The sequence below is a fragment of the Micromonospora fluostatini genome (genome assembly GCF_050410825.1).
Classification (GTDB): domain Bacteria; phylum Actinomycetota; class Actinomycetes; order Mycobacteriales; family Micromonosporaceae; genus Micromonospora; species Micromonospora rosaria.
In genome coordinates, this window is record NZ_CP191251.1 from 3,733,182 (window position 1) to 3,759,148 (window position 25,967).

Genomic DNA, 25,967 nt, shown 5'->3' on the forward strand with positions numbered 1-25,967 from the left:
CTGCGGTCCGCGGACGAGATTGGCCGCGAGCAGGAGTACGTCTCGATGCTCTACGACCGGTTGGACGACCTGCGGGAGCAGGCCGCGACCCGGCTCACCGAGGCGTTGCGCGCCACCGGCGGCACCCTCCAGGACCGGTCCCAGCGCGACAGCTCGGTACGGATGTACGCCGACCAGGTCGAACAGTACGCCGCGGTGGAGAACGGCCTGGCCTTCGGCCGGCTGGACACCGAGGACGGGGGCCGGCACTACGTCGGCCGGATCGGCATCTTCGACACCAGCGACGACTACGACCCGCTGCTGATGGACTGGCGGGCCCCGGCCGCCCGGCCGTTCTACCTCGCCACCGCCGCCAACCCGCAGGGCATCCGCCGCCGGCGGCACCTGCGGACCCGGCAGCGGAAGGTGACCGGCCTCAACGACGAGGTGCTCGACCTCGCCACCGCCTCCCCCACCGGGCACGAGGAGCTGACCGGGGAGGCCTCCCTGCTGGCCGCCCTCAACGCCGGTCGGACCGGCCGGATGCGCGACATCGTCGAGACCATCCAGGCCGAGCAGGACCGGATCATCCGCGCCGACCTGCCCGGGGTGCTGGTGGTGCAGGGCGGTCCGGGTACCGGCAAGACGGCGGTGGCGCTGCACCGGGCCGCGTACCTGCTCTACACCCACCGCCGGGAACTCTCCACCCGGGGCGTGCTGCTGGTCGGCCCGAACCTGACGTTCCTGCGGTACATCTCGCAGGTCCTGCCGGCGCTCGCGGAGACCGGCGTGCTGCTGCGTACCCAGGGGGACCTGTTCCCCGGGGTGAGCGCCCGGCGCACCGAGTCGGCCGCGGCCGCGGCGGTCAAGGGGCGGCTGGCGATGACCGACGTGCTCGCCGCCGCGGTGCGGGACCGGCAGTGGGTGCCCGACGAGCCGCTGGAGATCGAGGTCGAGCGGGAGGTGCTGCACCTCGACCCGCAGACCTGCCGGGCGGCCCGGGAGCGGGTCCGTCGCTCCGGCCGGCCGCACAACCTGGCCCGCCCGCTGTTCGACATCGAGATCGTGCACGCGCTCGCCGCGCAGGTGGCCGAGCGGATCGGCGCCGACCCGCTCGGCGGGGAGAACCTGCTCTCCCCGGCCGACATCGCCGAGATCCGCCGCGAGCTGCACGAGGAGCCGGCGGTCCGGGCGGCGCTCGACGAGCTCTGGCCGGTGCTGACGCCGCAGCGGCTGCTGGCCGACCTGTTCGCCGACCCGGACCGGATCGCCACCGCCGCGCCGCAGCTCACCGACGCCGAGCGGGCCCTGCTGCACCGCGAGCCGGGCGGGTGGACGCCGGCCGACGTCCCGCTGCTCGACGAGGCGGCGGAGCTGCTCGGTGAGGACGAGCGCGCCGCCGCCGCCCGCCGGGAACGACTCCGCGTCCTGAACCGGGAGTACGCCGAGGGCGTGCTGGAGATCTGGAAGGGCTCCCGCTCCATCGACGTGGAGGACGAGGCCGACGGCGGTGAGATCCTCGGCGTCACCGACCTGATCGACGCCGACCGGCTGCTCGAACGGCAGGAGGAGGCCGACCGGCTGACCACCGCCCAGCGGGCCGCCGCCGACCGGAACTGGGCGTTCGGGCACGTCATCGTCGACGAGGCCCAGGAGCTGTCGCCGATGGCCTGGCGGCTGCTCATGCGCCGGTGCCCCAGCCGGTCGATGACCATCGTCGGGGACGTGGCGCAGACCGGGGCGCTCTCCGGCACCCCCTCCTGGGCCGACGCGCTGGAGCCGTACGTGGCCCAGCGGTGGCGGCTGGAGGAGCTGACGGTCAGCTACCGTACCCCGGCGGAGATCATGGCGGTGGCCGCCGAGGTGCTGACCGAGATCGACCCGGAGCTGAGCCCGCCCCGCTCGGTACGGGAGAGCGGCGTCCCGCCCTGGGACCGCAGCGTCTCCCCCGACCGGCTGGCGGCGGACCTCGTCGCGGCGACCGCCCGCGAGGCGGCCGAGCTGACCGAGGGCCGGCTCGGCGTCATCGTCCCCGAGGGCCGGGTCGCCGACCTGGGCGCCGCGCTGGTCGCGGAGGTGCCCGAGATGGCGATCGGCGAGCACCCGGAACTGGAGAGCCGGGTGGTGCTGCTGACCGTCGCCCAGGCCAAGGGCCTAGAGTTCGACTCGGTGCTGGTGGTCGACCCGGCGGGAATCGTCGCCGAGTCGCCCCGAGGACGCAGCGACCTCTACGTCGCCCTCACCCGCGCCACCCAACGCCTCGGCATCCTCCGCCCCACCACCCCCTAACCCCGCACCCCCGCCTGCGCCCCCTCCGCCCCCCGCCCCCGCCCCTCCGCCCCGGTGATCATGGACTTGGCGGACGCCCAAGCTCGTTCGACCGCCGGTAACTCCATGATCAACGGGTGGGGTGGGGTGGGTGGGCCCGGTGGGTGGGTGGGGTGGGTGGGGTGGGGTGTGGGTGGGGGTGGGGGTTACTCGTCGGTGAAGCCGCCCACCTGGCTGGCCGAGGAGGACTGGTCGCTGGTCGGGCCGCCGGCGGGGGTGCTCAGGCCGCCGGTGGTGGCGTCCCCGGTGGTGGTCGGTGCCACCGTGCCGGGGTGCCGCTCCGGCTGCCGGGCGACCCGGCGGACACTGGCCGGGCCGGCGGTGCCGCCGGTGGTGGTCACCGCCCCCTGTCCCCGGGTCGGGCCGCCGTCGCGCAGCACCTCCGGGTCGATCGGCACGTCCGCCGGGTCGCCGGGGTCCTCCTCCTGGGCCACCCGCGACACGTCGGTCCGGGGCGTGCCGAACTCGTCCCCGGTGATCCGTTCCTCCGTCTGTCGGGCCGACTCCCGCATCCGGGCGGTGTCCCGCATCCAGGTCGAATCCCGCGTCACGTCGTTCTCCCGCACCACGATCACCTCGCAGACCTGTCGGTGACCCGCTGCCTGCCCGTACCGGCCGCCACTAAACCCCGCCCCGGGTGCAAGGAAGGGCCCCCTGTTAACGCTTCCGGTAGAGGAAGGGCCCCTTCCACACACACCACCGGACGGCACCGCCGGAGGCGGGGGGGGTTACCTTCCCGGGGGCGGCGGGTAGACGGCGGGTGCCCCCGCCGAGCACGTCAACGGTGCCGTGGCAGGGACACGGCAGCGGGGCGAGGGAGCGCAGGGTACGACTCATCGCATCCTTGAGGAGGACAAGATGAGCACGCAGGCTGCATCCACGAGGCCGGCGAACCGGTCCACGCAGGAGGTGCCGACCCGTCCGATGGACCCGGCACAGACCCGCGCCATGCAGGAGGCGCAGACCCGCCCGATGGCGGCGATGCCGGACGGTCACCGGCAGCCGGCGATGTCGCCCGGCACGGAGACCAAGCAGGCGTTCGCCACCACCGAGTTCTGGGTCTACGTCGCCGCCGTGGTGGGCGTGCTGGCCGCCTCGCAGTTGGTCGGCCAGAACGCGGCCGGCGTGGACATCTTCCGCGCCCCGCAGGCCTGGTTCTTCATCACGCTGCTGACCATCGGGTACCTGGGTAGCCGGGGCCTGGCCAAGGCCGGCAGCAACTTCCGCAGCGGCCGGGAGCGCAAGGCCCGGCACTGACACCACCCGCTGCGACCGGCGGCCTCCGGGGGACACCCCCGGAGGCCGCCGTCGTCCTCGTCGCCCGCCCGACGGCGGTCACCGGGGCCGGGAGCGCATCCCGGCACCGGTACCGGTCACCGTCGGGTGCGGGTCACTCCTCGCCGCCGAAGTCGTCGCCGCCGAAGTCCTCGTCACCGCCGTCGAAGGCGTCCGAGATCATCTCGCCGGCGATCATGCCGCCGACCGCGCCGAGCGCGGCACCGGCGACCACGCCGCCCATGCCGACGCCGCCGCGCCGGCCGTGGCCCTGCCCGTGCGGCGGGTACCCGTGCGGGGCGCCGTAGCCCGCCTTGGCCGGGTACCCGGGAGGGCCGTAGCCGGCGGCCTGCGGCGGGTAGCCGGGGGCGCCGTAGCCGGCCTGCGCCGGGTACCCGGGAGGGCCGTAGCCGGCGGCCTGCGGGGGGTACCCGGGGGCGCCGTACCCCTGCGGGGCGCCGTACTGCGCGCGCAGGTTGCCGTAGGTCGAGGTGGTCTCCCGGAGCCAGCCGTCGACCACCTGCACCCAGTCGGGGCGCTCGGCGTCGGCGTGCGACACGGTGTACCGGCCGAAGACGTCGTGCCCGGGGGTGAGGAAGCCGCCCCGCTTGTCACACTCCAGCACGATCTCCACGCCGTGCGGGTTCGTGACGAAGGTCAGCTCGACCTCGGTGATGCCCTGCTGCGCGTACTGCGGCGCGGCGAAGTACTCGATCTCCTGGTAGAACGGCAGGGTCTGGTTGACCCCCCGGATGTGGCCCCGCTCCAGGTCGGCGTTCTTGAACCGGAAGCCCAGCGCGAGGAAGGCCTCCAGGATCCGCTCCTGCACCGGCAGCGGGTGCACCGCCACCGGGTCGAGGTCGCCCTTGTCCACCGCGCGGGCCACCGCCAGCTCGGTCCGCAGCCCCATGGTCATGCCGTGCAGGCGCTGGCCGTACACGTCGGTGATCGGGGTCTCCCACGGCATCGGGAGCTGGAACGGGATGGCGAGCTGCTGTTTCGGCGCGAGCTGCAACGGCCCGCTGACCGTCATCCGGTGGAACTCCATGGTGCCGGCGTACTCGGTGTCGCCGCTCTCCACCTCGACCCTGGTGACCAGGCCGATGGTGACGTGCTCGATGTTGGCCGGGGAGTCCCCACCGATCAGGTTGACCTGGCCGTCGAGGGCGAGACCGGGGCGGGTGTTCGGGTTGGCCAGGACCGTGTCGACGCTCGGGCCGCCCACACCGAACGCGCTGAGCATCTTCTTGAAGACCATCGAAACTCCCGTGCGCAGGACGCCGGGCTCCACCCTGGACCCGGTCGCGGACTTACCGCACCCTAGATGGAGCCCCTGTGAAGTGCCTGTGAGCAGGCCCGGTGGGTCGCGCGAACGTCACCCGCTCAGGGGACCGTGTCGGAGTGGACCCGGACGTCGTAGAGCAGCCGGACCGGAGCGCCGTTGGTGACGCCGACGAAGACCGGCTCGGCGGCCGGGGTCCGCCCGCGTCGCCAGACCTCGTCCCGGGCGGTGTCCCGGGACGGTCGGTGGACCTTTCCGGCCAGGTGCAGTTCCAGCACCCGGCGGGCGGTGGCCCGGTCGCTGTCCACCGCGATCCGCAGCAGGGGCATGGCGACGCCTCCCTCACCATCGCGTCGAGTTACCCGCGTTCAGTTCACTTAACATCGTTAAATCCACTGCACAGGGTACTAGAATCCGGGCGTGACGGAAACGGAGTTCGACCAGCCGCCGGAACCCGCGTCGACCGGCCGCCGCGGCGGCGACCCCGGCTCGGTGTGGTTACGGGGCGGGTCCACGCGGCCCCGCCCCGCCCCGCTGAGCCGGGAGCGCATCGTCGACGCGGCCGTGGCCCTGCTCGACGAGCACGGCATCGACGGCCTGACCATGCGCCGCCTCGCCCAGCTCCTCGACGTCACCCCCACCGCGCTCTACTGGCACGTCCGCACCAAGGAGGACGTCCTCGACCTGGCCGTGGACCGGATCTTCGGCGACGTACCGCTGCCGGAGGTCACCGACGACTGGCGGACCGCCGTCCGGACGCTGATCCGCGACTGGCGCGCGGCCATGCTCCGGCACCCCTGGGCCCCCGGCCTCATCGGCCGGCCGATGCTCGGCCCCAACGTCCTGGCCCGCACCGAGCGCCTCCAGTCGGCGCTGGTCCGGGGCGGGTACACCGGCCTCCCGCTGGCCGTGACCACCCGCCTGCTGGCCAACTACGTGATCGGCGCCGCGCTCACCGAGGCCACCTGGCGGCGGACCACGCCCCCGCAGGCGCAGGCGGCGGCCCGCCGGCACATCACGGCCGACCCCACCGCCTACCCGACCCTCACCGCCTCGGGCCATCTCGACGCCGACCGCTGGAGCGACGACGACCTCTTCGACCACGGCCTCGACGCCATCCTGACGGGCACCCCGCAGCCCGGACGCGGCTGACCCGCCGACCCGGCACCGACCACCGAACCGGGCCGCGACACCGTCACACCGGGCGCACGGCAGGAACCGCACGGCGCGACGAGTCGCGGGAACCCGGCGCGCTCAGGTCTGCTCCCGGACCACAACGACCTCGCCGGCCGGGACCACCAGCGTCTCCGCGCAGAAGGCACCGCTGAGCAGGTCGGTGCCGGTGACGGCGACCGGTGCCGGCTCGTCGGTGTGGTTGACGACGAAGAGCCAACTGCGGCCGTCACGCCGCCGCCGGACCACCTCCACCCCGGCGGGCGCCTCGGCGGGCGGCCGGACCCCGGTCTCGGCGAGCAGCCGGCTCACCAGCCGGGCGGTGCCGGCCCGGTCCAGCCGGGTGCCGACGTACCAGGCCGCACCGTCGCCGACCGGGTTGCGGGTCACCGCCGGCACCCCGGGCAACGGGCCGTCCGCGTACCCGGCCACCACCTCGGCGGCCAGCGGGTGCAGCAGTTCGGTCCAGACGTCGGCGGTGCAGCCGTCGTCCAGGTTGACCCGTTCCCCCTCGCGCAGCGGGAAGAACTCCTCGGTCCGCACCCCGAGCAGGTCCCGGAACGCGCCCGGGTACCCGCCGAGGCGGATGTGGTCGTGCTCGTCGACGATCCCGCTGAAGAAGGTCACCAGCGCCGTCCCGCCCCGCTCGACGTACCGGCGCAGCGCCGCCGCGTCGGCGTCGCGGACCAGGTACAGGGTGGGCACCAGGACCAGCCGGTACCCGGACAGGTCCGCCGACGGGTGCACCACGTCGGCGGTCACCCCGCACCGCCACAGCGCGTCGTACCAGGCCCGCAGCCGCTCGGTGTAGTCCAGGTCCACGGTGGGGTGGGAGTCCAGCTCGGCGCCCCACCAGGCCTCGTAGTCGAAGAGCACCGCCACCTCGGCGTCGACCCGGCTGCCCCGGACCTCGGCCAGGGCGCGCAGGTCCGCGCCGAGCCGGCAGACCTCCCGGAAGACCTTGGTGTCGGTACCCGCGTGCGGCACCATCCCGGAGTGGAACTTCTCCGCCCCGGCGCGGGAGGCCCGCCACTGGAAGAAGAGCACCCCGTCGGCGCCCCGGGCCACGTGCGCCAGGCTGTTGCGGCGCAACTGCCCGGGAGTCTTCGCCAGGTTGCGCGGCTGCCAGTTGACCGCGCTGGTGGAGTGCTCCATCAGCAGCCACGGCCCGCCGTCGGCCACCCCCCGGGTCTGGTCGGCGGCCAGCGCCAGCCCCAGGTGCGCGTCCGGGTCGGCGCCGTCGAGGTAGTGGTCGTTGGCGACCAGGTCGACGTCGGCGGCCCAGGAGTGGTAGTCCAGGTACTTGCTGCCGGTGCCGATCATGAAGTTCGTGGTCACCGGCTGCCGGGTCAGCCGGTGCAGGACCTCCCGCTCGGCGCGGACCTGGGCCCGGTGCTCGTCGGAGGAGAAGCGCAGGAAGTCGAGCTGGTGGGTGGGGTTGGCGAAGGTCGGCGCGGCGCGCGGCGGGTTGACCTCCGCCCAGTCGTGGTACCGCTGGCTCCAGAAGGCGGTGCCCCAGGCCTCGTTGAGCTGGTCCAGGTCGCCGTAGCGCGCCCGCAGCCAGCGGCGGAACGCCTCGGCGCTGACCTCACAGTGGCAGTGCGTGTTGTGGCAGCCGACCTCGTTGGAGATGTGCCACATCACCACCGCCGGGTGGTCGGTGTACCGGCTGGCGAGCGCCTCCACCAGCGCCAGCGACCGCTCCCGGAAGACCGGCGAGCTGGGGCAGTACGCCTGCCGGCCGCCCGGCCACAGCACCGTGCCGTCGGCGGTGCGGGGCAGCGTCTCCGGGTGTCGACGCGCCAGCCAGGGCGGTGGGCTGGCGGTGGCGGTGGCCAGGTCGACGCCGATGCCGCCACCGTGCAGCAGCGCCAGGACCCGGTCCAGCCACCCGAACTCGTACCGGCCGGGGGTGGGTTCGAGCAGCGCCCAGGAGAAGATGCCGACGGAGACCAGGTTGACCCCGGCCCGGCGCATCAGCTCGACGTCCTCGGCCCAGGTCTGCTCGGGCCACTGCTCCGGGTTGTAGTCCGCGCCGTACTGGAGCTCGTCGCCCTGCCAGACTCCCATGTGCGCTGAGCCTTGCACCACCGTCGACCTCCGTCAAACGCGGCTGGCCCACGTACCGGACAGTGGGCCGATGACGATCGTTCATCTCCGCCGCGCCGGTACGCAGGTGGTGCTCGACGCCCGGGGCGGCGGCCTGCCCCGGGTCGTCCACTGGGGCGCGGACCTCGGCCCGGCCACCCCCGACGACCTCGCCGCCCTGGTCGCCGCGACCCGACCGCCGGTGGCGCCGGGCAGCTTCGACGCGCCCACCGTGCTCGCCCTGCTGCCCGAGGCGAGCGCCGGATGGAGCGGCCGGCCCGGCCTGGCCGGGCACCGCGACGGTGCCGCCTGGTCCACCGCGTTCCGCCTCGCCGAGCTGACGGTGACCGATCCGGCGCCCGACGCCGACGCGGCGCAGGCCACGGAGGCCGAGCAGGCCACAGCGGCCGAGCAGGGGGCAGGTGTCGGTTCCGGCGGCACCGCGGCCCGGGTGACGGTGCGGGCCGTCGACCCGGCTGCCGGGCTGACCCTCACGGTCGAGATGGCGCTGGACCCGGCCGGGGTGCTGACCGTGCGCCACCGGCTGCGCAACGACGGTCCGGGCCGGTACGAGCTGCGGGAGCTGACCCCGGTGCTGCCGGTGCCGGCGGTCGCCACCGACCTGCTCGACCTGACCGGCCGGTGGTGCCGGGAACGGTCGCCGCAGCGGCATCCCTGGCCGATGGGCGCCTGGGTACGGGAGGGCCGGCACGGGCGGACCGGGCACGACGCGACCCTGCTGCTGGTCGCCGGGACGGCCGGGTTCGGGTTCGGGCACGGCGAGGTGTGGGCGGTGCACACCGCGTGGAGCGGCGACCACGTGACCGTCGCCGAACGGCGGCCCACCGGCGAGTCGACCCTCGGCGGCGGCGAACTGCTGGCCCCCGGCGAGGTGGTGCTCGCCCCCGGGGAGGAGTACGCCACTCCTTTGCTCTACGCGGCGTTCTCCGCCGCCGGGCTGGACGGGCTCAGCGCGGTCCTGCACACCCACCTGCGGGCCCGCCCGCACCACCCGCGCGGCCCCCGACCGGTCACCCTGAACGTCTGGGAGGCGGTCTACTTCGACCACGACCTGGCCCGGTTGACCGCCCTGGCGGACGCCGCCGCGCAGGTGGGGGTGGAACGGTTCGTGCTGGACGACGGCTGGTTCACCGGCCGCCGGCACGACCGGGCCGGGCTCGGCGACTGGTCCGTCGACGACGCCGTCTGGCCGGACGGGCTGCACCCGCTGATCGACCACGTCACCGGGTTGGGCATGCGGTTCGGGCTCTGGGTGGAGCCGGAGATGGTCAGCCCCGACTCGGAGCTGCACCGGGCCCGTCCGGAGTGGACCCTCCAGGTGCCGGGGCGGCTGCCCCCGCCGTGGCGGCACCAGCAGGTGCTCGACCTGGTCGAGCCGGCCGCGTACGAGCACGTGCTGGGGCGGCTCGACGCGCTGCTGACCGGGTACCCCGGCATCGGGTACCTCAAGTGGGACCACAACCGGGACCTCACCGAGGCCGGGCACCGGGGCCGCCCGGCCGTGCGCGCGCAGACCCTCGCGGTGTACCGGCTCCTCGACGAGCTGCGCCGCCGCCACCCCGGCGTGGAGATCGAGAGCTGTTCCTCCGGCGGCGCCCGGATCGACCTGGAGATCCTGCGGCGCACCGACCGGGTCTGGGCCAGTGACTGCAACGACGCCCTGGAGCGGCTGGCGATCCAGCGCTGGACCGGCCTGCTGCTGCCGCCGGAGCTGATCGGCACGCACGTCGGGCCGGAGCGCGCACACACCACGTACCGCCGGCACGACCTGGGTTTCCGGGCGGCGACGGCGCTCTTCGGCCATCACGGGATCGAGTGGGACATCAGCGCGCTCGACCCCGCCGAGCGGGCCGGGCTGGCCGCCTGGGTGGCGCTGCACAAGCGGCTCCGGCCGCTGCTGCACACCGGCCGGGTGGTCCGGGTGGACCATCCCGACCCGGCGCTCTGGGCGCACGGCGTGGTCGCGGTGGACGGCTCCGCCGCCGTGTACGCGATCGTCCGGCTCACCACCTCGGTCGCCCAGGTACCCGGGCCGGTCCGGCTGCCGGGGCTGGCCCCCCGGCGGCGGTACGCCGTGCGGCCGGCGGCCGGCGTACCGGAACCGGCGGTGCTCCAGCTCGCCCCACCGGCCTGGCTGGCCGGCGGCGGCGTGACGGTGACCGGGGCCGCCCTGGCCACGGTCGGTCTCCAGGCACCGGCGCTGCACCCCGAGCAGACCCTGCTGCTGGAGGTCACCGCCGTCGACTGAGCCGTCCCGCCCCGCCGGACGCGCCGGTGGCCGGGTCCGTGCGGACCCGGCCACCGGTTGGAGGGGTACCGGTCAGCTCGCGGTGCAGGTGAGCGTCGGGGTGGAGTTGGTGCCGTTCCAGGTGCCGATGAAGCCGAAGGAGGTGCTGGCCCCGGCGCCGAGCCGGCCGTTGTACGCCACGTTGGCGGCGCTGACGGTCGACCCGCTGCTGGTGACGGTGGCGTTCCAGGACTGGGTGACGGTCTGGCCGTTGCCGTACGTCCAGCGGACCGTCCAGCCGTTGATCGCCGCGTTGCCGGCGGTCACCTTGACGTCGCCCTGGAAGCCGCCCTGCCACTGGCCGGTCACCGCGTAGGTGGCGGTGCAGCCGGCACCCGCCGGCGGCGTGGTCGGCGGAGTCGTCGGCGGCGTGGTGGGCGGGGTCGTCGGCGGGGTGGTGGGCGGCGTGGTGGGCGGAGTCGTCGGCGGGGTGGTCGGCGGGATGCTGTCGTACACCGACGCCTGCCGGGCGGTCTGCTTGATGCCGTTGGCCCCGTTGAACAGGCGCTGGCCCCAGCTGCTCAGGTTGGCCGGGTTGAAGTTGATGGCCAGGTCGAGGTACTCCACCCCACCGCCGTTGCCGCTCCAGGACCAGCCCAGCCAGCCGATGCCGTTGGCCTGGGTGTAGGAGAGGATGGCGTCCTCGTCGGGGTTGCCGTCGGAGTGGTTGTGACCGAACTCCCCGACCACGATCGGCAGCTTCGCGGCCCGGAACCGGCCCAGGTAGTCGCTGATCTCGGCGGCGGTGTCGAAGACGCCGTACATGTGGACGGAGAAGACGGTGTTCTTCTGCGGGTCGGCGGCGAAGACCGAGGCCGCGTTGTCGCGCATGGTGAACGACCAGTCCTGCCCCCAGTTCGGGGCGTCCACCATGATGGTGTGCGCGAAGCCGGCGGTACGCAGCCGCTTGATCGCGTTGGTGGTGTCGGTGGTCCAGGCGCTGTAGCCCTGGTTGCCGTGCGGCTCGTTGCCGATGTTGAGGATGACGTACTTCTCCTGGCCGGCGAGGGCGCTCTGGACGCTGATCCAGTAGTCGACGGCCTGTGCCAGGGTGGCCGCGCCGGCCTGCTCGCCGTACCCGGTGGTGTCGTGCACCTCCAGGACGCAGATCAGCCGGTTGGCCTTGCACAGGGAGATCACGTTGGCCACGTCGGCGGTGTCGTTCTTCGTCCAGCGCTGGCCGCTGGCGAGCACCACCCGGACGCTGTTCGCGCCGAGGGCCTTGATGTTGGCGAACGAGCTGGTCTGCTGCTGGTACCAGGTGTGGGCGTGGTTGACGCCACGCATGATGAACTCGTTGCCGTTGGCGTCGTACAGCTTGCCGTCGGCGACGGTGAAGCCGGTCGCGGCGCGGGCCGGCTGGCCGAAGGCCAGGACGGCCACGAGCAGCGCGAGCAGGGCGGCCCCGGCGGCGGACAGTCGTTTTTTCATGGCATTCCTCAGGGACGGGTCCCCCGGTGCCCAGGTGGGGGTGCGGTCGTGACAGGGGTTGGCGGCTGAGCCCGACAGCCGCCGCCCGGCTCCGGCGACGCGGCATCAGCGTAGGGTGCCGCCGCTGCCCAGGCAACCGGTTCAGTTTCCCCGGCCTGCGCGCGGCGAGCCCTGTGACGGCTCACGGTGAGATGAGCCGCCACAGGTGCGCCATCCCCACCACAGGATGTACGCCAACCCGGCTGAACCGGTTAAGCCCGGACCTTATCCATCGATGGCCGTCACGTCAAGCGGGGTGCCCGGCCCAGCGGGTACCGCCCGGGTGGGTTGATCGTCGCGCACCGGGGTATCCGAGGCTGTTGCGGCGCCGGTGGAAGTCCCGTCGCCGGTGACAGTCGGTGAGAGCCGGTGAGCGTCGGTGAGAGGAGACCCCCGCCATGGTGACCGTCGGGTACACCCTGATGTCCGAACAGGCCGGCCCGAAGCACCTGGTCGACTACGCGGTCCGGGCGGAGGCGGCCGGCTTCGACCAGCTCGTCGTCTCCGACCACTACTACCCGTGGCTCGACACGCAGGGCCACTCCCCGTACGCCTGGTCGGTGCTGGGCGCGGTCGCCCACGCCACCTCCCGGGCCGAGCTGATGTCCTTCGTCACCTGCCCGATCCGCCGCTACCACCCGGCGGTGGTCGCGCAGAAGGCCAGCACGATCGGCGTGCTCTCGGACGGCCGGTTCACCCTCGGACTCGGTGCCGGGGAGAACCTCAACGAGCACGTCGTCGGCGGCTGGCCGCACGTGCAGCAGCGGCACGAGATGTTCGAGGAGGCGTTGCAGATCATCCGGCCGCTGCTCAACGGGGAGACGCTCACCTTCTCCGGCAACCACTTCGACGTCCCCGACGCGTACGTCTGGGACCGGCCGGACCGTCCGGTGCCGATCGCCGTCGCGGCCTCCGGGCCGTCGTCGGCCGCCCTCGCCGCCGAGTACGGCAACGGCCTCGTCGCCACCGAGCCGGACCCACGCATCATCCAGTTGTACGACGACGCGGGCGGTGCCGGGCAGCCCCGGTTCGGCCAGGTGGCGATCTGCTACGGCCCGGACGAGGCGGAGTGCCGCGCGACCGTGCACGACCAGTTCCGCTGGTTCGGCCTGGGCTGGAAGGTCAACGCGGACCTGCCCGACCCGGACGCCTTCGCCGCCGCCACCGGGTACGTCCGCGAGGAGGACGTGGCCGAGGGCATCCCCTGCGGCCCGGACGTCGACCGGCACGTCGCGGCGTTCAAGAAGTTCGTCGACGCCGGCTTCACCCACGTGGCGGTCGTCCAGGTGGGCGGGGACAGCCAGCCGATGTTCCTGGACTGGGCCCGCGAGGAACTGGTACCCCGGCTCAAGGCACTCTGACCCCGCCCGGCGATCCGGGTCGCCGCCCCGGGCTCGCCCGTACCCTTTCTGCTGACGATCGACGGACAGGTGGAGCGCATGCGCATCGGCAACACGGAGATCCGGCCACTCGGCGGCGGCCTCGGCTGCCTCCTGATGATCCTCTTCTCGATCCTCGCCTCCGTCCTCCTGACCATCCTCCTCAACACCCTCCTCTAACCCCCGCCCCCTGCCTCCCCTCCCTCCCCCCTCCCCCACCCCTCACCCCCGCCCCCACCCCTCACCCCGTTGATCATGGAGTTTGCGGCAGCCGGAGCGACATCCGATGCCGCGAACCTCATGATCGACACACGGGAGGGGTGGGGGCGGGGGCGGGGCGGTGGCGAGCAGCGCGGCCGGGCGGGGCGCGAGCCTGGGGTCACCCGGCAACCGGCGCGCTCCGCAGGGTCCCGCTCCGCACATCCGCGCCCGGCTCGCCTGCTCCGTCGGGTGCCGGGTGCGAGGTAAGAGCCGGGCGCGAGGGCTGTTAACAAGGGGCCCCTCCTCTACCGGAAACGTTAAGAGGGGGCCCTTCCTTACATCAGCAGGGTGGCGGTGAGGGGGTAGTGGTCGGAGGCCCGGTCGGTGTCGGCGTCGCGGAGCACGGTGCAGGAGCGGGCCAGCCGGGCCAGGGCCGGGGTGGCGAAGAGGTAGTCCAGGCGCATCCCGGAGAACTCGACGCCGCCGCCGTGCCGGGTGGGCGCGGTCAGCCCCGGGTCGCCGGGCGTGAGCGCCGCGTGCAGGTCGACCAGGCCGGCGGCGGCGAGCCGGGCCACCGCGCGGGTCTCCACCGTCCGCCCGTCCCGGCGCAGGTGCCGACGACGGTACGGGTCGGGCAGCCGGGCCAGCCGGTCGGTGTGGTCGGTGCCGGGGTCGAGGGTGTTCAGGTCCCCGGCCAGCAGCACCAAATCCCCCGATGCCCGGCGTACGGCGGCGGCCAGCCAGCCCGCCTCGACCAGCCGGCGGGTGCCCGAGTACGGGTCCAGGTGCGCGGCGAGCACGGTGAGCGGGCCGGCGTCGGTCTCCACGGTGACCCGCTGGGCGGCGTGGTGGAAGGGGCGGCGTACCCGGGCGGCGGCGCGGACCCGCAGCGGCGGGCGGACCAGCACCGCGACCGGTTGGCCGAACCAACTGCGGACCAGGTACGGACGCATTCCGACCGCCGTGCCGACCCGCTGCGCCAGGCCGGCCCGGTCGAAGCCGCGCAGCTCCTGGAGGGCCAGCAGGTCGGGGCGCTGCGCGGCGACGACCCGGAGCACGAGGTCCAGCCGGTCGGCTCCGCCGGGGTCCCGGCCACCGGTCCGGATGTTCCAGGTCATCACCCGCAGCACGGCGCCGGCTCCCGGGGTCCTGGTCAGGCCGGGCGGCCGGCCTTGGCCAGCTCGTCGTCGAGGGTGTCCACGTCCTCGGACTCGATGGCCGGTTCGTTGCCCTCGTGCACGTCGGCGTTGGGCCGGACCACCCAGTAGAGCAGGCCCACCCAGCAGGCGGTGAGCAGGATGGCGCCCATGAAGTCGGTCGGGTGGTGCATGCCCCGGTACATCCGGGAGACCGCCACGCCGACCGGCATGACCACGGCGAGGGCCACGAAGACCCACCGCCACCAGCGGTCGGTGCGCGGGAAGACGACCACGGCGATCGCCAGCCAGAGGCACATGGTGGCGGCGATGTGGCCGGACGGGAAGGACGAGGTCGGCATCGGGCCGTCCAGGTTCTCGATCGGCGGGCGGGGGCGGTCCACCGCGGCGGCCGAGGCGAGGAAGAGGCTCAGCTCGCCGAACATGGTCAGCGCGACGAAGAGCACCGGCCGCCAGCGCCGCCAGACCGCCAGCACCAGTGGGCAGAAGACCAGCGAGATCAGCAGGATGGCGTGGGTGTCGCCGACCTTGCTCCACCAGTAGCTGACGTCGTCGCCGGTCGGGGTGCGCTGCGCGTCGAACCAGTTCGGCACGGCCGTGTCGAGGCGCTCGAAGAAGGTGCCCCCGGCGTGGTAGCTGACGTACATGCCGAAGCCGTAGAGCAGGCCGAAGACCAGCACCCAGCCGACGAGCAGCTCGGCGACGCCGGCGCGGGCGTGCGGCAGCAGCTTCTCCTCGTCCGGGGCCGGCGTCACGTCGCGCGCCGCCTCCGGCTCCAGCCCCTCGGTGAACGACACCGGCGGCCGGCCGCGCTCCAGACGCCACAGCCGGAAGGCGTACGCGGTCACCCCGAGCCAGGCCGCGCCGAGCAGCCAGGCGCCGAGCACGTCGGAGAGGAAGTGCACGCCGAGGGCGACCCGGGTGAACCCGATGAGGAAGACCACCAGCCCGGTCAGGGCGATCGCCGGCTTGCGCCAGCGCGGGGCCATGGCGGGCAGGAAGACCAGCAGGATCGCGCCGTACGCGACCATCGAGCCGAGCGCGTGGCCGCTGGGGAAGCTCTGCCCGGCGTACGTGCCGATCGGCACGTCCACCTCGGGGCGGAGCCGGTCGACCAGCGCCTTCAACGACGGGTCGAGGACCAGCGCGCCGAGCCCGGTGACGATCACGTACATCGCCAGCCGGCCCTGCCTGCGGATCAGCAGTCCCACCACGGCGACGCTGACCAGCCAGACGATCACCGGCCGGCCACCCAGGTCGGTGATCGCGGTGAGCACGGTGACCAGCGGGCCGATCGGCGCGATCAGCTCGTTGAGCCGGGCGGCGACGCCGTGGTCGACGTCGTACAGCGGGGTCCACTCCACCCGGACGAGCACCAGCAGCAGCCCGAACCCGACCCCCGCGCCGAGGATCAGCGCCAGCCCGGCGAGGCTGCGCTCGGTGAAGTGGCCCAACGGTCTGCGCAGCAGCTCTCTGACCCCGGTCACGGCAGCCTCCCTCTCGCTCTGGCGTGCCGCATGTACCCTCTGGCCCGATCCGGTACACCCCACCCGACCCCGAACGGGTCACAGAGCGGTCATCTCGCCCGTGTCGTCGAGAGGCGCGCGGTCGGTCTCCGGCGCCCAGAGGTCGGGCCGGGCCGGGTCCTCGACCCCGATCCGCAGCGCTTCGAGCTGGGCGGCGAAGGCCAGCCCGCCGAAGAGCGCCATGCCGGTGAGGTTGGCCCAGAGCAGCAGCGCCATCATCCCGGTCAGCGCCCCGTACGTCTGGCCGAAGCCGCTGCTGAACGCCACGTACGCGGCGAGCAGGAGGCTGGTCAGCCACCAGAGCACGGTGGCGATCCCGGCGCCGAAGAAGAGCCAGGACAGGCCGGGCTGGCGGCGCCGGGGCGCGTACCGGAACAGCACCGCGACCGCGAGCACGGTCAGGCCGAGGCTGAGCGGCCAGCGCACCACGTCCCAGCCGGCGTCCGCCCCCACTCCCCAGTGGTAGTTCCGCTGCACCGAGTCGCCCATCGGCCCGCCGGCGACCAGGATCAGGAACCCGAAGAGGGCCGGCAGACCGGCGGTGACGGCGAGCACCGCCGCCCGGACGTACTTCCACAGCGCGGGCCGGTCCCGTTCCACCCCGTAGATGCGGTTGGCGCCCCGTTCGATCTGGGCCATCGTGCTGGTCAGCGCCACCAGCCCGGTGACCAGGCCGAGGCCGAGGGCCAGCTCGCCGACCCGTTCGGCGCGCTCACCCTCCCCGAGCAGCTCCTTCACCATCGTCTCGCTCGCGCCGGGGGTCAGCGCCAGCACCGTGTCGGCGACGACCTCGCCGCCCTCCTCCACCCCGAGCTCGCTGATCAGCCCGGTCAGCGCGATGAGGAACGGGACCACCGCCAGGCAGAGCTGGAGGGCGAAGGCGCGGGCGTGGCTGAACCCGTCGCCGTACCGGAACCGGACGAAGGCGTCCCGCAGCAGCGCCCAGCCGCCGTACCGGCGCAGCGCGTGCCAGGCGTCGTCGGCGGAGAGTTCGGCGTCGGCCATCAGCCGGGTCTCCGGCACCAGCCGGGTGCTACTCACGGTGGGCCTCCTCGATCAGCTCCTCCCCCCGCTCACTCGCTCCCTCGGCGTCCACGCTCAGGTCGGGCGACTCCTGCGGCTGCGGTACGCAGAGCCAGAGCGCCCGGGGGCAGACCTCGGCGCGCAGCGTACGGCCGGGGTCGATCAGATCCCCGTCGAGTTCCCGGGGCTGCGCCCGGGTACTGGTGATCTCGATGCGCCGGCCCCGGTGCACCTCCATCCGGGGCACCCGGTCCCGGCGTCGGACGACGGCCCAGCCGAGCGCCAGCCAGTGCCGCAGGGTGCGCGGGGTCAGCACGGCCACGTCCAGGTACCCGTCGTCGGGCTCCGCCTCGGGCAGCAGCCGTACCCCGCCCTGGAGCCGGCCCACGTTGGCGACCAGCACCGAGCGGGCCCGGCGGCGCAGCGGGGGGCGGTCGTCGATCCGGATGGTCACCCGCATCGGCCGGTCCCGCAGGTTGCGGGCGGCGCCCATCACGTACGCGGGCCAGCCGATGCGGGCCTTGGTCGTCTCGGAGGTGTCGGCGAGCATCTGGGCGTCGAAGCCCATCCCGGCCATCACGGTGAAGTGCTGGTCGCCGACCGCGCCGACGTCGAGCCGGCGGCGACCCCGTTCGACGGCCACCTCCAGCGCGGCGGGCAGGTCGACGGAGAGGCCGAGGTTGGCGGCGAGCAGGTTGCCGGTGCCCTGGGGCAGCACGGCCAGCGCCACCTCGGTGCCGACCAGGCCGCTCACGCAGGACATCACCGTACCGTCGCCGCCGCAGGCGAAGACCACCTCGGCCCCGGCCCGGACCGCCTGCTCGGTCTGTCCCCGACCGGGGTCGTCGGGGGTGGTCTCGAACCATCGCGGGGCCGGCCAGCCGGCGGTGGTCAGGGTGTCGTCGACGGTCCGGCGGAACTCGTCGAGGTCGGCCACCTTCGCCGGGTTGACCACCACGGCCGAGCGCGGCCCGTCGCCGGGGACCTCGGGCCGGCCGTCCTGTCCACCAGTCACGGCGTCAGTGTGCAGGACCCCGGTCGGTTCGGCGAGCCGACGGAACCCGGGGTGCGGATGCCCACAGGGAGGTTTGGGGACGGGGGGCGGGATCAGGCGGCGGCGCGCAGCGCGGTCTCCACCCGGCGGCGCAGGTCGCCGAGGTCGGCCCCGGCCTCGGTGAGCACCAGCGCGGCTAGGCCGTCGCCCTCGCGGAGCAGGCCGAGCAGGATGTGCTCGGTGCCGATGTGCCGGTGGCGCAGCCGGATCGCCTCCCGCAGGGACAGCTCCAGGACCTTCTTCGACCTCGGGGCGAAGGTGCCCCCGCCGGGCCGGGACCGGCGGAACCAGCGTCCCCGTGGTGCTGGTGCCGCCGCGCGCAGCGCGTCCGGGCCGAAGGACTCCTCGATCCGGGCGACGATCGCGGTCAGGTCGATGCCGATCTCCCGCAGGGCGGCGGCGTCGGCCGGGCCGAGGTCGGGCCCGCCCGCCTCGGTGTGCCGGCGGATGCGCCCGCGCAGGTCGTCGGCGTCGAGGCCGGCGTCGGCGAGCACCCGGGCGGCGAGGCTGCTCTCGTCGGCGAGCAGGGCCAGCAGCAGGTGCTGGGTGCCGACCGGCTGGTGGCCGTCGGCGCGGGCCTCGTCGAGCGCCCGGTGGACGACCTCGCGGGACCGGTGGGTGAACCGTTCGAACATCACGCCTCCCAGGACTGTCGGACCGCCGGTCGCCCGGCGTGCTTCTTGTGGACCGCCTGTCGGCTGACCTCGAGGGCGTCGGCGATCTCCTGCCAGGACCAGCCCTGCTGACGGGCGTTGTCGACCTGGATCACCTCGAGCCGTTCGAGCAGCCGGCGCAGTGCGCGGACCGCGCGCAGCCCGACCTTCGGGTCGGTGCTGCCGGCCGCCGCCGCGAGTTCCGTCGCCTGACTCATGCTGTCAACTTACGTTGACAAGCGGGAGGCTGTCAACCCAGGATGACAGCCTGGCGCGGCGGGCCGCCGACCACCTATGATCGACTCTTGTCGACGGCAGCCCTGGTGGGCGCCGTCCCGGGGCACGGACACGCGGCCGACATGGGGGCACATGTCGGCGAACCCGGCGTGCGGTCGCCGCCATCGGCGAGCCGACCCACGCGCGCCCGTATCCCCACAGTGGAAGGACACCCCCATGCGCGCTCTCAGGACGCGCCGCCACCTCACCCTGGGCGCCGCCCTGGTCACCCTGGCCGCCCTCGTCACCGCCGTGCCCGTCGCCACCTCCACCGCCCAGGCCGCCGAACCGGTGGTCGTGCTGACCAGCACCTTCGACGACGGCACCAGCCAGGGCTGGCGCCCCCGCGCCGACGAGACGGTGACCGCCAGCACCGCCGCCGCCCACACCGGCACCCACGGACTCGCCGTCACCGGCCGGACCCGTAGCTGGGAGGGGCCGACCCGGGACCTGCTCGACATCGTGGACCCCGGCGTGCGGTACTCGCTCTCCGTCCGGGTCCGGCTCGCCCCCGGCGAGTCCCCCGCCCAGGTCCGGCTCAGCGTCGAGCGGGGGTCCGGCGACGCGGTCGCCTACGACCAGGTGGTCGGCAACACCGACGTCACCGCCGGCGGTTGGGTCGAGCTGCGCGGCAGCTACACCCTCGCCCAGGACGCCGACCGGCTCTCCGCGTACGTGGAGACCGCCAGCGGCACCCCCGCCCTGCACATCGACGACTTCGTCCTGTCGTACCAGCCGACCAAGCCGGTGCAGACCGACATCCCGGCGCTGAAGGACGTGCTCGCCGACCACTTCCCGATCGGCGCCGCGATCGGCGCGCCGGAGATCATCGGCAGTCACGCCGTCCTGCTGCGCCGCCACTTCGACTCGGTCACCCCCGGCAACGCCCTCAAGTGGGACGCCACCCAGCCCACCGAGGGCCAGTTCCGGTTCACCGACGCCGACACCCAGGTCGGTTTCGGCCGGGACAACGGCATGGCGGTCCGCGGCCACACCCTGGTCTGGCACCAGCAGACCCCGGCCTGGGTCTTCACCGACGCCAGCGGGGCCCCGATGACCGCCACCCCGGCCAACAAGGCGCTGGTGCTGGAGCGCATCGAGGACCACATCCGCACCGTGATGGGTCGGTACAAGGACGACATCGGGGTGTGGGACGTCGCCAACGAGGTGATCGACGAGAACCAGGCCGACGGCATGCGCCGCAGCCGCTGGTTCGAGCTGACCGGCCTGGACTACCTGCGGACCGCCTTCCGGGTGGCCCGCGAGGTCGACCCGGACGCGAAGCTGTTCATCAACGACTACAACACCAACGTGCCGGCCAAGCGCGACAAGCTGTACGCCCTGGTCGCCCAGTTGAAGGCCGAGGGGGTGCCGATCGACGGGGTCGGCCACCAGATGCACGTCAACATCCAGTGGCCCTCGCTCGCCGAGACCGAGGCGATGCTCCAGAAGTTCGTCCCGCTCGGGGTGGAGCAGCAGATCACCGAGATGGACATCAGCATCTACACCGACTCGTCGCAGTCGTTCCCGAGCCCGCCGGCCGACCGCATCCGCACCCAGGCCCTGCGCTACCGGGACTTCTTCGACCTGTACCGGCGCTACGCCGACGAGCTGACCTCGGTGACTGTCTGGGGCCTGGCCGACGACAACACCTGGCTGGACAGCTTCCCGGTGGCCCGCAAGGACGCCCCGCTGCTGTTCGACATCGAGTTGCAGGCCAAGCCGGCGTACTGGGGGATCGTCGACCCGACCCGGATCGACCCGACCGCCAGCCCGACGGTCAGCCCGACCGTCTCCCCCACCGTCAGCCCGACCGTCTCGCCGACGGTGAGCCCGACGGTCTCGCCGACGGTGAGCCCGACCGTGAGCCCGACGCCCACCCCGACCGGCGGGCAGACCGCCTGCCGGGCGGCGTACACGGTGACCAACCAGTGGCCGGGTGGCTTCCAGGGCACCGTCCGGGTCACCAACACGATGCCGCAGGCCCTGTCCGGGTGGACGCTGCGCTGGTCCTTCCCGAACGGGCAGCGGATCACCCAGTTGTGGAACGGCAGCCACCAGCAGACCGGCGCGGCCGTCGAGGTCCGCAACACGAGCTGGAACGGCACCCTCGCCGCCAACGGCAGCGCCGAGGTCGGCTTCCTGGCCGAGTGGACCGGGGTCAACGGCAGCCCCGCCACGATCAGCCTCAACGGGATGTCCTGCACCCTGGGCTGACACTCGCACCCCCAGCGGGGACAGGTTGTTTGGAGGGGCCCCCTGTACAACAGAAAGCGTTAACAGGGGGCCCTTCCTTACATCGGGTGCTAGCGTCCGCTGATGCGCGCCGCTCCGTCCGTGCCCGGCGGGCCGACCGGCCGGTTCCGCCTCGGCCGGCTCGCCCTGGAGTTCGCCGGGGGCACCGTCACCGGCCACCGGTACCCGGCCAACTTCGACGTGCTGCACCTGGACGCCGGGCTGCCGTTCGCCGCGGTCGCCGACGGGATGGGGGCCGGCGAGGGCAGCCGGGTCGCCGGCACCACCGCGATGGCCACCCTGGTCGAGGCGGTCCGGGCGGCCGGCGGACCCGACCCCCGCCGGCTGCGCGCCGCCGTGGCCGAGGCCCAGTCGCGGGTACGCGACGCCGGCGCCCGACTGGCCGAGCTGACCGGGTGCACGCTGACCGCCCTGCTGGTCGAGCCGGACGGCGACCTGGCCTGGATCCCGCACCTCGGCGACTCCCGCGCCTACCGCTGGCGCGGCGGGCCGCTGGAACAGCTCACCGTTGACCACACCATGGCCTGGCTCGGCGTGGTCAACGGCTGGTACCCCGCCGACTCGGTCGAGGCCGCCCGGGCGCGCTACCACCTCACCCGCTACGTCGGGCACCCCGACCGGCCCGAGGCGGACCTGCTCGCGGTCACCCCGCGCCCGGGCGACCGGTACCTGCTCTGCACCGACGGCGTGGCCGACCAGGTCGCCTACGACCGGCTGCGGACGGTGCTGGCCGACGCGGACCCCGCCGAGGCGGTCCGCGCCCTGCTCGCCGACTCCCTGGCCGCCGGTGGCCGGGACAACGCCACCGCCGTCGTCCTGCACGTCCACCCGGACCCGCCCACCGCCGGCTGAGCGGCACCAGTCCCGCCGGCTGCCGCCGGGTGCCCCGGCGAACCGGCCCCGGCGGGCGGGTGGCGCGACTACCCTCGGCAGGGAGGCAGCGGCGCCCGGGAGGTGATGCCGGTATGGCCGCACCCGACGGGTCGGCGGCGGTGGCCGCCGAGGGGCCGGTGACGGCGCACCGGCCGGTGGTCGCCGGGGTGGGCCCGGCCACGGAGCACCTGCCGGTGGTCCGGGTGGCCGCCGGGGAGGCCGCCGCGCACGGGCGGTCGCTGGCCCTGCTGCACGCGTTCAACTGGGCGGCGGCCCTGACGGTGCCGGCCGTGCCCGGTCCCGGCGCACCCGCACCCGGTTCCGGCGCATCAGCTCCCGGCTCCGGCGCATCAGCTCCCGGCTCATCCGGTCCCGGCGCGTTGAGCCCGCGGGCCGAGGCGGAGCGGCTGATCGCCCGCGCGGCCGTCGTCGCCGAGGAGGTCGAGCCGGCGCTGCCGGTCAGTGGCGAGATCGTCGAGGGGGACGCCGTGGCGGTGCTGGTCCGCCGGTCCGCGTCGGCGTTCCTGGTCGCCGTCGGCGACGGCGGGATGGCCGACGGCGCCTCGTGCGTACCGGCCGACAGCCCCGCCGTGCAGGTGGCCGCCCGCGCCGACTGCCCGGTGCTGGTGGTCCGCCGCGAGCCGCCGCCGAAAGGGCCGGTGCTGGTCGGCGTGGACGGGTCGCCGAGTTCCCGGACCGCCCTCGCCTTCGCCTTCGACTGCGCGGCCCGCCGGTCGGCCCGGATCCTGGTGGTCCGGGTGGTCGAGCCGGACCGCCCCGCCGACGACGACGCCGACGGCCTCGCCGGGATCGTGGCGCGCTGCGCCGAGCGGTACCCGGCGCTCGGGGCGGAGTGCCACACGCTCCACGGCGACCCCGGCACCGTCCTGCTCGAACAGTCCCGCTCGGCGCAGTTGACCGTGGTCGCGGCCCGGGGCGACGAGCCGTGGCGGGGGATGCTCGGCGCGGTGGCCCAGACCCTGCTCTACCACTCGCCGGCCCCGCTGACCGTGGTCCGCGGGCTGACCCCGGTGGCCGTGCCCTGACCCGCAGCGCCGGGCCGTGACACGTCCGGGCCGGTACGCCCGGGGCCCCGGGACCAACGCCCCTGCCCGCACCGCCGTCCCCCGGGCACCCTGAGGTGGCCGGGACGAATTTCCGGTTCCGGATGCACCGGTTCCGGATGCGTACGTCCCCCACCCGCGAGAGGCTGACGCAGTATGGACACCGCGCTGCACCTGGAAGGCCCGCTGACCGCCGACGAGCTCCGCCAGTTGGACGCGTACTGGCGGGCGGCGAACTACCTCACCGTCGGGCAGATCTACCTGCTCGACAACCCGCTGCTGCGCGAACCGCTGCGACCCGAGCACGTCAAGCCCCGGCTGCTCGGGCACTGGGGCACCAGTCCCGGGCTGAACCTGCTCTACACCCACCTGAACCGGGTCATCGTGCGGCGTGACCTGAACGCCATCTTCGTCGCCGGCCCCGGGCACGGCGGGCCGGCGCTGGTGGCGAACACCTGGCTGGAGGGCACCTACAGCGAGCTGTACCACTCGATCGGCCGGGACGAGGCCGGCATGGCCCGGCTGTTCCGGCAGTTCTCCTTCCCCGGTGGCATCCCCAGCCACGTGGCCCCGGAGGTGCCGGGCTCCATCCACGAGGGCGGCGAGCTGGGGTACGCCCTCAGCCACGCCTACGGCGCCGCCTTCGACAACCCGGATCTGCTGGTGGCCTGCGTGATCGGCGACGGCGAGGCGGAGACCGGGCCGCTGGCCGGCAGTTGGCTGTCCAACGTCTTCCTGAACCCGGCCCGGGACGGGGCGGTGCTGCCCATCCTGCACCTCAACGGGTACAAGATCGCCAACCCGACGGTGCTGGACCGGATCGGCCCGGACGACCTGCACGAACTGCTGCGGGGCTACGGCCACCAGCCGTACGTGGTCGAGGGGGACGACCCGACGACGGTGCACCAGCGCCTCGCCGCGACCCTGGACCGGGCGGTCGAGGAGATCGCGGCCATCCAGCGGCGGGCCCGCTCCGGCGGCGTCGTCGAACGCCCCCGCTGGCCGATGATCGTCCTGCGGACCCCGAAGGGCTGGACCGGCCCGAAGCAGGTCGACGGCAAGCAGGTCGAGGGGACGTACCGGGCGCACCAGGTGCCCGTCGCGCAGGTCCGGGACAACCCCGCGCACCTCGCCGAGCTGGAACGCTGGCTGCGCAGCTACCACCCGGAGGAGCTGTTCGACACCACCGGCGCCCCGGTCGCCGAGCTGACCGCGCTGCCGCCGACCGGGAACCGCCGGATGAGCGCCAACCCGGTCGCCAACGGCGGCCGCCTGCTGCGCGACCTGACCCTGCCCGACTTCCACGAGTACGCCGTGCAGGTGCCCAGTCCCGGTACGCCGGCGGCCGGCGCGACCGGGGTGCTCGGCCCCTGGGTCCGCGACGTGATCAGCGCCAACCCGCAGACCTTCCGCCTGTTCGGCCCGGACGAGGTCGCCTCGAACCGGCTCGACGCGGCCTTCGAGGTCACCGACCGCACGTTCGTCGGCGCGACCACCACCGACGACGACCACCTCGGCCCCGACGGCCGGGTGATGGAGGTGCTCTCCGAGCACCTGTGCCAGGGCTGGCTGGAGGGGTACCTGCTGACCGGCCGGCACGGCATCTTCACCAGCTACGAGGCGTTCATCCACATCGTCGACTCGATGGTCAACCAGCACGCCAAGTGGCTGAAGACCACCCGGGGCATCCCGTGGCGGCAACCGGTGGCCTCGCTGAACTACCTGCTGTCCAGCCACGTCTGGCGGCAGGACCACAACGGCTTCTCGCACCAGGACCCGGGCTTCATCGACCACGTGGTCAACAAGAAGGCCGAGGTGGTCCGGGTCTACCTGCCGCCGGACGGCAACACCCTGCTCTCCACCATGGACCACTGCCTGCGCAGCCGCAACTACATCAACGTGGTGGTGGCCGGCAAGCAGCCGGCGCCGAGCTGGCTGACCATGGACGAGGCGGTCCAGCACTGCCGGCGCGGGCTGGGCATCTGGGAGTGGGCCAGCAGCGACGCCGGCAGCGAGCCGGACGTGGTGCTCGCCTGCGCCGGGGACGTCCCGACCCTGGAGACGCTCGCCGCCGCCGACCTGCTCCGCCAACACCTGCCCGACCTGCGGGTACGGGTGGTCAACGTGGTCGACCTGATGCGGCTGCAACCGTCGTCGGAGCATCCGCACGGGCTGCCGGACAGCGAGTTCGACACCATCTTCACCCGCGACAAGCCGATCATCTTCGCGTACCACGGGTACCCGTGGCTGATCCACCGGCTGACCTACCGCCGCGCCAACCACGGCAACCTGCACGTGCGCGGGTACAAGGAGGAGGGCACCACCACCACGCCCTTCGACATGGTGATGCTCAACGACCTGGACCGGTTCCACCTGGTCGTCGACGTCATCGACCGGGTGCCCGGGCTGGGCTCCCGCGCCGCGCACCTGCGCCAGCAGATGGTCGACACCCGCGCCGCCTGCCGCGACCACACCCGCCGCTACGGCGAGGACGACCCCCGGGTGGCGCAGTGGCGCTGGCTGCGCGAGACCGACCCGACGAACCGGTGACCGGGCGGGCCCGCCCGGGTACTCCAGTTCCCCCGAACGGAAGGAGGACCCG

At 73.9% G+C, this 25,967-nt stretch carries 20 protein-coding genes; 9 read left to right on the forward strand and 11 right to left on the reverse strand.

Annotated features, from left to right (window positions below; genetic code table 11):
- Positions 1–45: 45 nt before the first annotated feature.
- Positions 46–2,268 carry a HelD family protein gene (locus ACQUFX_RS16275; RefSeq protein WP_428966967.1) on the forward strand — a complete coding sequence of 741 codons (2,223 nt, stop codon included), beginning with the start codon at positions 46–48 and terminating at the stop codon, positions 2,266–2,268.
- Between the two features lie 185 nt (positions 2,269–2,453).
- On the opposite strand, the gene ACQUFX_RS16280 is transcribed toward ACQUFX_RS16275, so the two are convergent.
- Complete coding sequence (locus ACQUFX_RS16280; protein WP_428966968.1) at positions 2,454–2,837, reverse strand: hypothetical protein; 384 nt, start codon at positions 2,835–2,837, stop codon at positions 2,454–2,456.
- 328 nt (positions 2,838–3,165) lie between these two features.
- On the opposite strand from ACQUFX_RS16280, the gene ACQUFX_RS16285 reads away from it, so the two are divergent.
- A complete protein-coding gene (locus tag ACQUFX_RS16285; protein WP_428961242.1) occupies positions 3,166–3,564 on the forward strand; it encodes a hypothetical protein in 399 nt (132 codons plus the stop codon).
- A gap of 133 nt (positions 3,565–3,697) precedes the next feature.
- Here the strand turns inward: ACQUFX_RS16285 and ACQUFX_RS16290 are convergent, their stop codons facing one another.
- Together ACQUFX_RS16290 and ACQUFX_RS16295 are read right to left on the reverse strand one after the other, a co-directional pair.
- A complete protein-coding gene (locus ACQUFX_RS16290) occupies positions 3,698–4,840 on the reverse strand; it encodes a sporulation protein (RefSeq protein WP_428961243.1) in 1,143 nt (380 codons plus the stop codon).
- 125 nt (positions 4,841–4,965) lie between these two features.
- Entirely contained in the window at positions 4,966–5,193 is a 228-nt protein-coding gene (locus ACQUFX_RS16295; RefSeq protein WP_428961244.1) for a hypothetical protein, read from the reverse strand.
- 91 nt (positions 5,194–5,284) lie between these two features.
- Between ACQUFX_RS16295 and ACQUFX_RS16300 the strand changes: the two genes are divergently transcribed.
- A complete protein-coding gene (locus tag ACQUFX_RS16300; RefSeq protein ID WP_428961245.1) occupies positions 5,285–6,016 on the forward strand; it encodes a TetR/AcrR family transcriptional regulator in 732 nt (243 codons plus the stop codon).
- Between the two features lie 102 nt (positions 6,017–6,118).
- On the opposite strand, the gene ACQUFX_RS16305 is transcribed toward ACQUFX_RS16300, so the two are convergent.
- Positions 6,119–8,107: a beta-galactosidase gene (locus ACQUFX_RS16305; protein WP_428961246.1), complete on the reverse strand. Its 1,989-nt coding sequence runs from the start codon at positions 8,105–8,107 to the stop codon at positions 6,119–6,121.
- Positions 8,108–8,177: 70 nt separating this feature from the next.
- Between ACQUFX_RS16305 and ACQUFX_RS16310 the strand changes: the two genes are divergently transcribed.
- A complete protein-coding gene (locus tag ACQUFX_RS16310) occupies positions 8,178–10,394 on the forward strand; it encodes an alpha-galactosidase (protein WP_428961247.1) in 2,217 nt (738 codons plus the stop codon).
- Positions 10,395–10,466: 72 nt separating this feature from the next.
- Here the strand turns inward: ACQUFX_RS16310 and ACQUFX_RS16315 are convergent, their stop codons facing one another.
- Complete coding sequence (locus ACQUFX_RS16315) at positions 10,467–11,864, reverse strand: cellulase family glycosylhydrolase (RefSeq protein WP_428961248.1); 1,398 nt, start codon at positions 11,862–11,864, stop codon at positions 10,467–10,469.
- A gap of 437 nt (positions 11,865–12,301) precedes the next feature.
- Between ACQUFX_RS16315 and ACQUFX_RS16320 the strand changes: the two genes are divergently transcribed.
- Positions 12,302–13,264 (forward strand): TIGR03557 family F420-dependent LLM class oxidoreductase, encoded by a 963-nt coding sequence (locus ACQUFX_RS16320; RefSeq protein ID WP_428961249.1) that lies wholly within the window; start codon positions 12,302–12,304, stop codon positions 13,262–13,264.
- A 554-nt stretch (positions 13,265–13,818) separates the two neighbouring features.
- Here the strand turns inward: ACQUFX_RS16320 and ACQUFX_RS16325 are convergent.
- The 6 genes from ACQUFX_RS16325 to ACQUFX_RS16350 form a co-directional block, all read right to left on the reverse strand.
- Positions 13,819–14,613 (reverse strand): endonuclease/exonuclease/phosphatase family protein, encoded by a 795-nt coding sequence (locus tag ACQUFX_RS16325; RefSeq protein WP_428961250.1) that lies wholly within the window; start codon positions 14,611–14,613, stop codon positions 13,819–13,821.
- A 23-nt stretch (positions 14,614–14,636) separates the two neighbouring features.
- Complete coding sequence (locus ACQUFX_RS16330) at positions 14,637–16,127, reverse strand: phosphatase PAP2 family protein (protein ID WP_428961251.1); 1,491 nt, start codon at positions 16,125–16,127, stop codon at positions 14,637–14,639.
- 78 nt (positions 16,128–16,205) lie between these two features.
- Positions 16,206–17,207 (reverse strand): YihY/virulence factor BrkB family protein, encoded by a 1,002-nt coding sequence (locus ACQUFX_RS16335; protein ID WP_428961252.1) that lies wholly within the window; start codon positions 17,205–17,207, stop codon positions 16,206–16,208.
- A complete protein-coding gene (locus ACQUFX_RS16340) occupies positions 17,200–18,204 on the reverse strand; it encodes a diacylglycerol/lipid kinase family protein (RefSeq protein WP_428961253.1) in 1,005 nt (334 codons plus the stop codon). The genes ACQUFX_RS16335 and ACQUFX_RS16340 overlap by 8 nt, the downstream gene beginning before the upstream one ends.
- A gap of 92 nt (positions 18,205–18,296) precedes the next feature.
- Complete coding sequence (locus tag ACQUFX_RS16345) at positions 18,297–18,878, reverse strand: Clp protease N-terminal domain-containing protein (protein ID WP_428961254.1); 582 nt, start codon at positions 18,876–18,878, stop codon at positions 18,297–18,299.
- Complete coding sequence (locus tag ACQUFX_RS16350; RefSeq protein WP_067369630.1) at positions 18,878–19,114, reverse strand: HTH domain-containing protein; 237 nt, start codon at positions 19,112–19,114, stop codon at positions 18,878–18,880. The genes ACQUFX_RS16345 and ACQUFX_RS16350 overlap by 1 nt, the downstream gene beginning before the upstream one ends.
- 235 nt (positions 19,115–19,349) lie before the next feature.
- Here ACQUFX_RS16350 and ACQUFX_RS16355 point away from each other — a divergent pair, with 235 nt between their 5' ends.
- From ACQUFX_RS16355 to ACQUFX_RS16370, 4 genes are all read left to right on the forward strand, one after another.
- The gene (locus ACQUFX_RS16355) at positions 19,350–21,389 is read left to right on the forward strand and encodes an endo-1,4-beta-xylanase (protein WP_428961255.1); all 2,040 of its coding nucleotides are present in this window, start codon (positions 19,350–19,352) and stop codon (positions 21,387–21,389) included.
- Positions 21,390–21,491: 102 nt separating this feature from the next.
- On the forward strand, positions 21,492–22,280 hold the full coding sequence (locus ACQUFX_RS16360) for a PP2C family protein-serine/threonine phosphatase (RefSeq protein ID WP_428961256.1): 789 nt from the start codon (positions 21,492–21,494) through the stop codon (positions 22,278–22,280).
- Positions 22,281–22,393: 113 nt separating this feature from the next.
- The gene (locus tag ACQUFX_RS16365) at positions 22,394–23,347 is read left to right on the forward strand and encodes a universal stress protein (protein ID WP_428961257.1); all 954 of its coding nucleotides are present in this window, start codon (positions 22,394–22,396) and stop codon (positions 23,345–23,347) included.
- A 174-nt stretch (positions 23,348–23,521) separates the two neighbouring features.
- Positions 23,522–25,915, forward strand: coding sequence for a phosphoketolase family protein (locus tag ACQUFX_RS16370; protein WP_428961258.1), 2,394 nt, complete (start codon positions 23,522–23,524; stop codon positions 25,913–25,915).
- Positions 25,916–25,967: the final 52 nt, after the last annotated feature.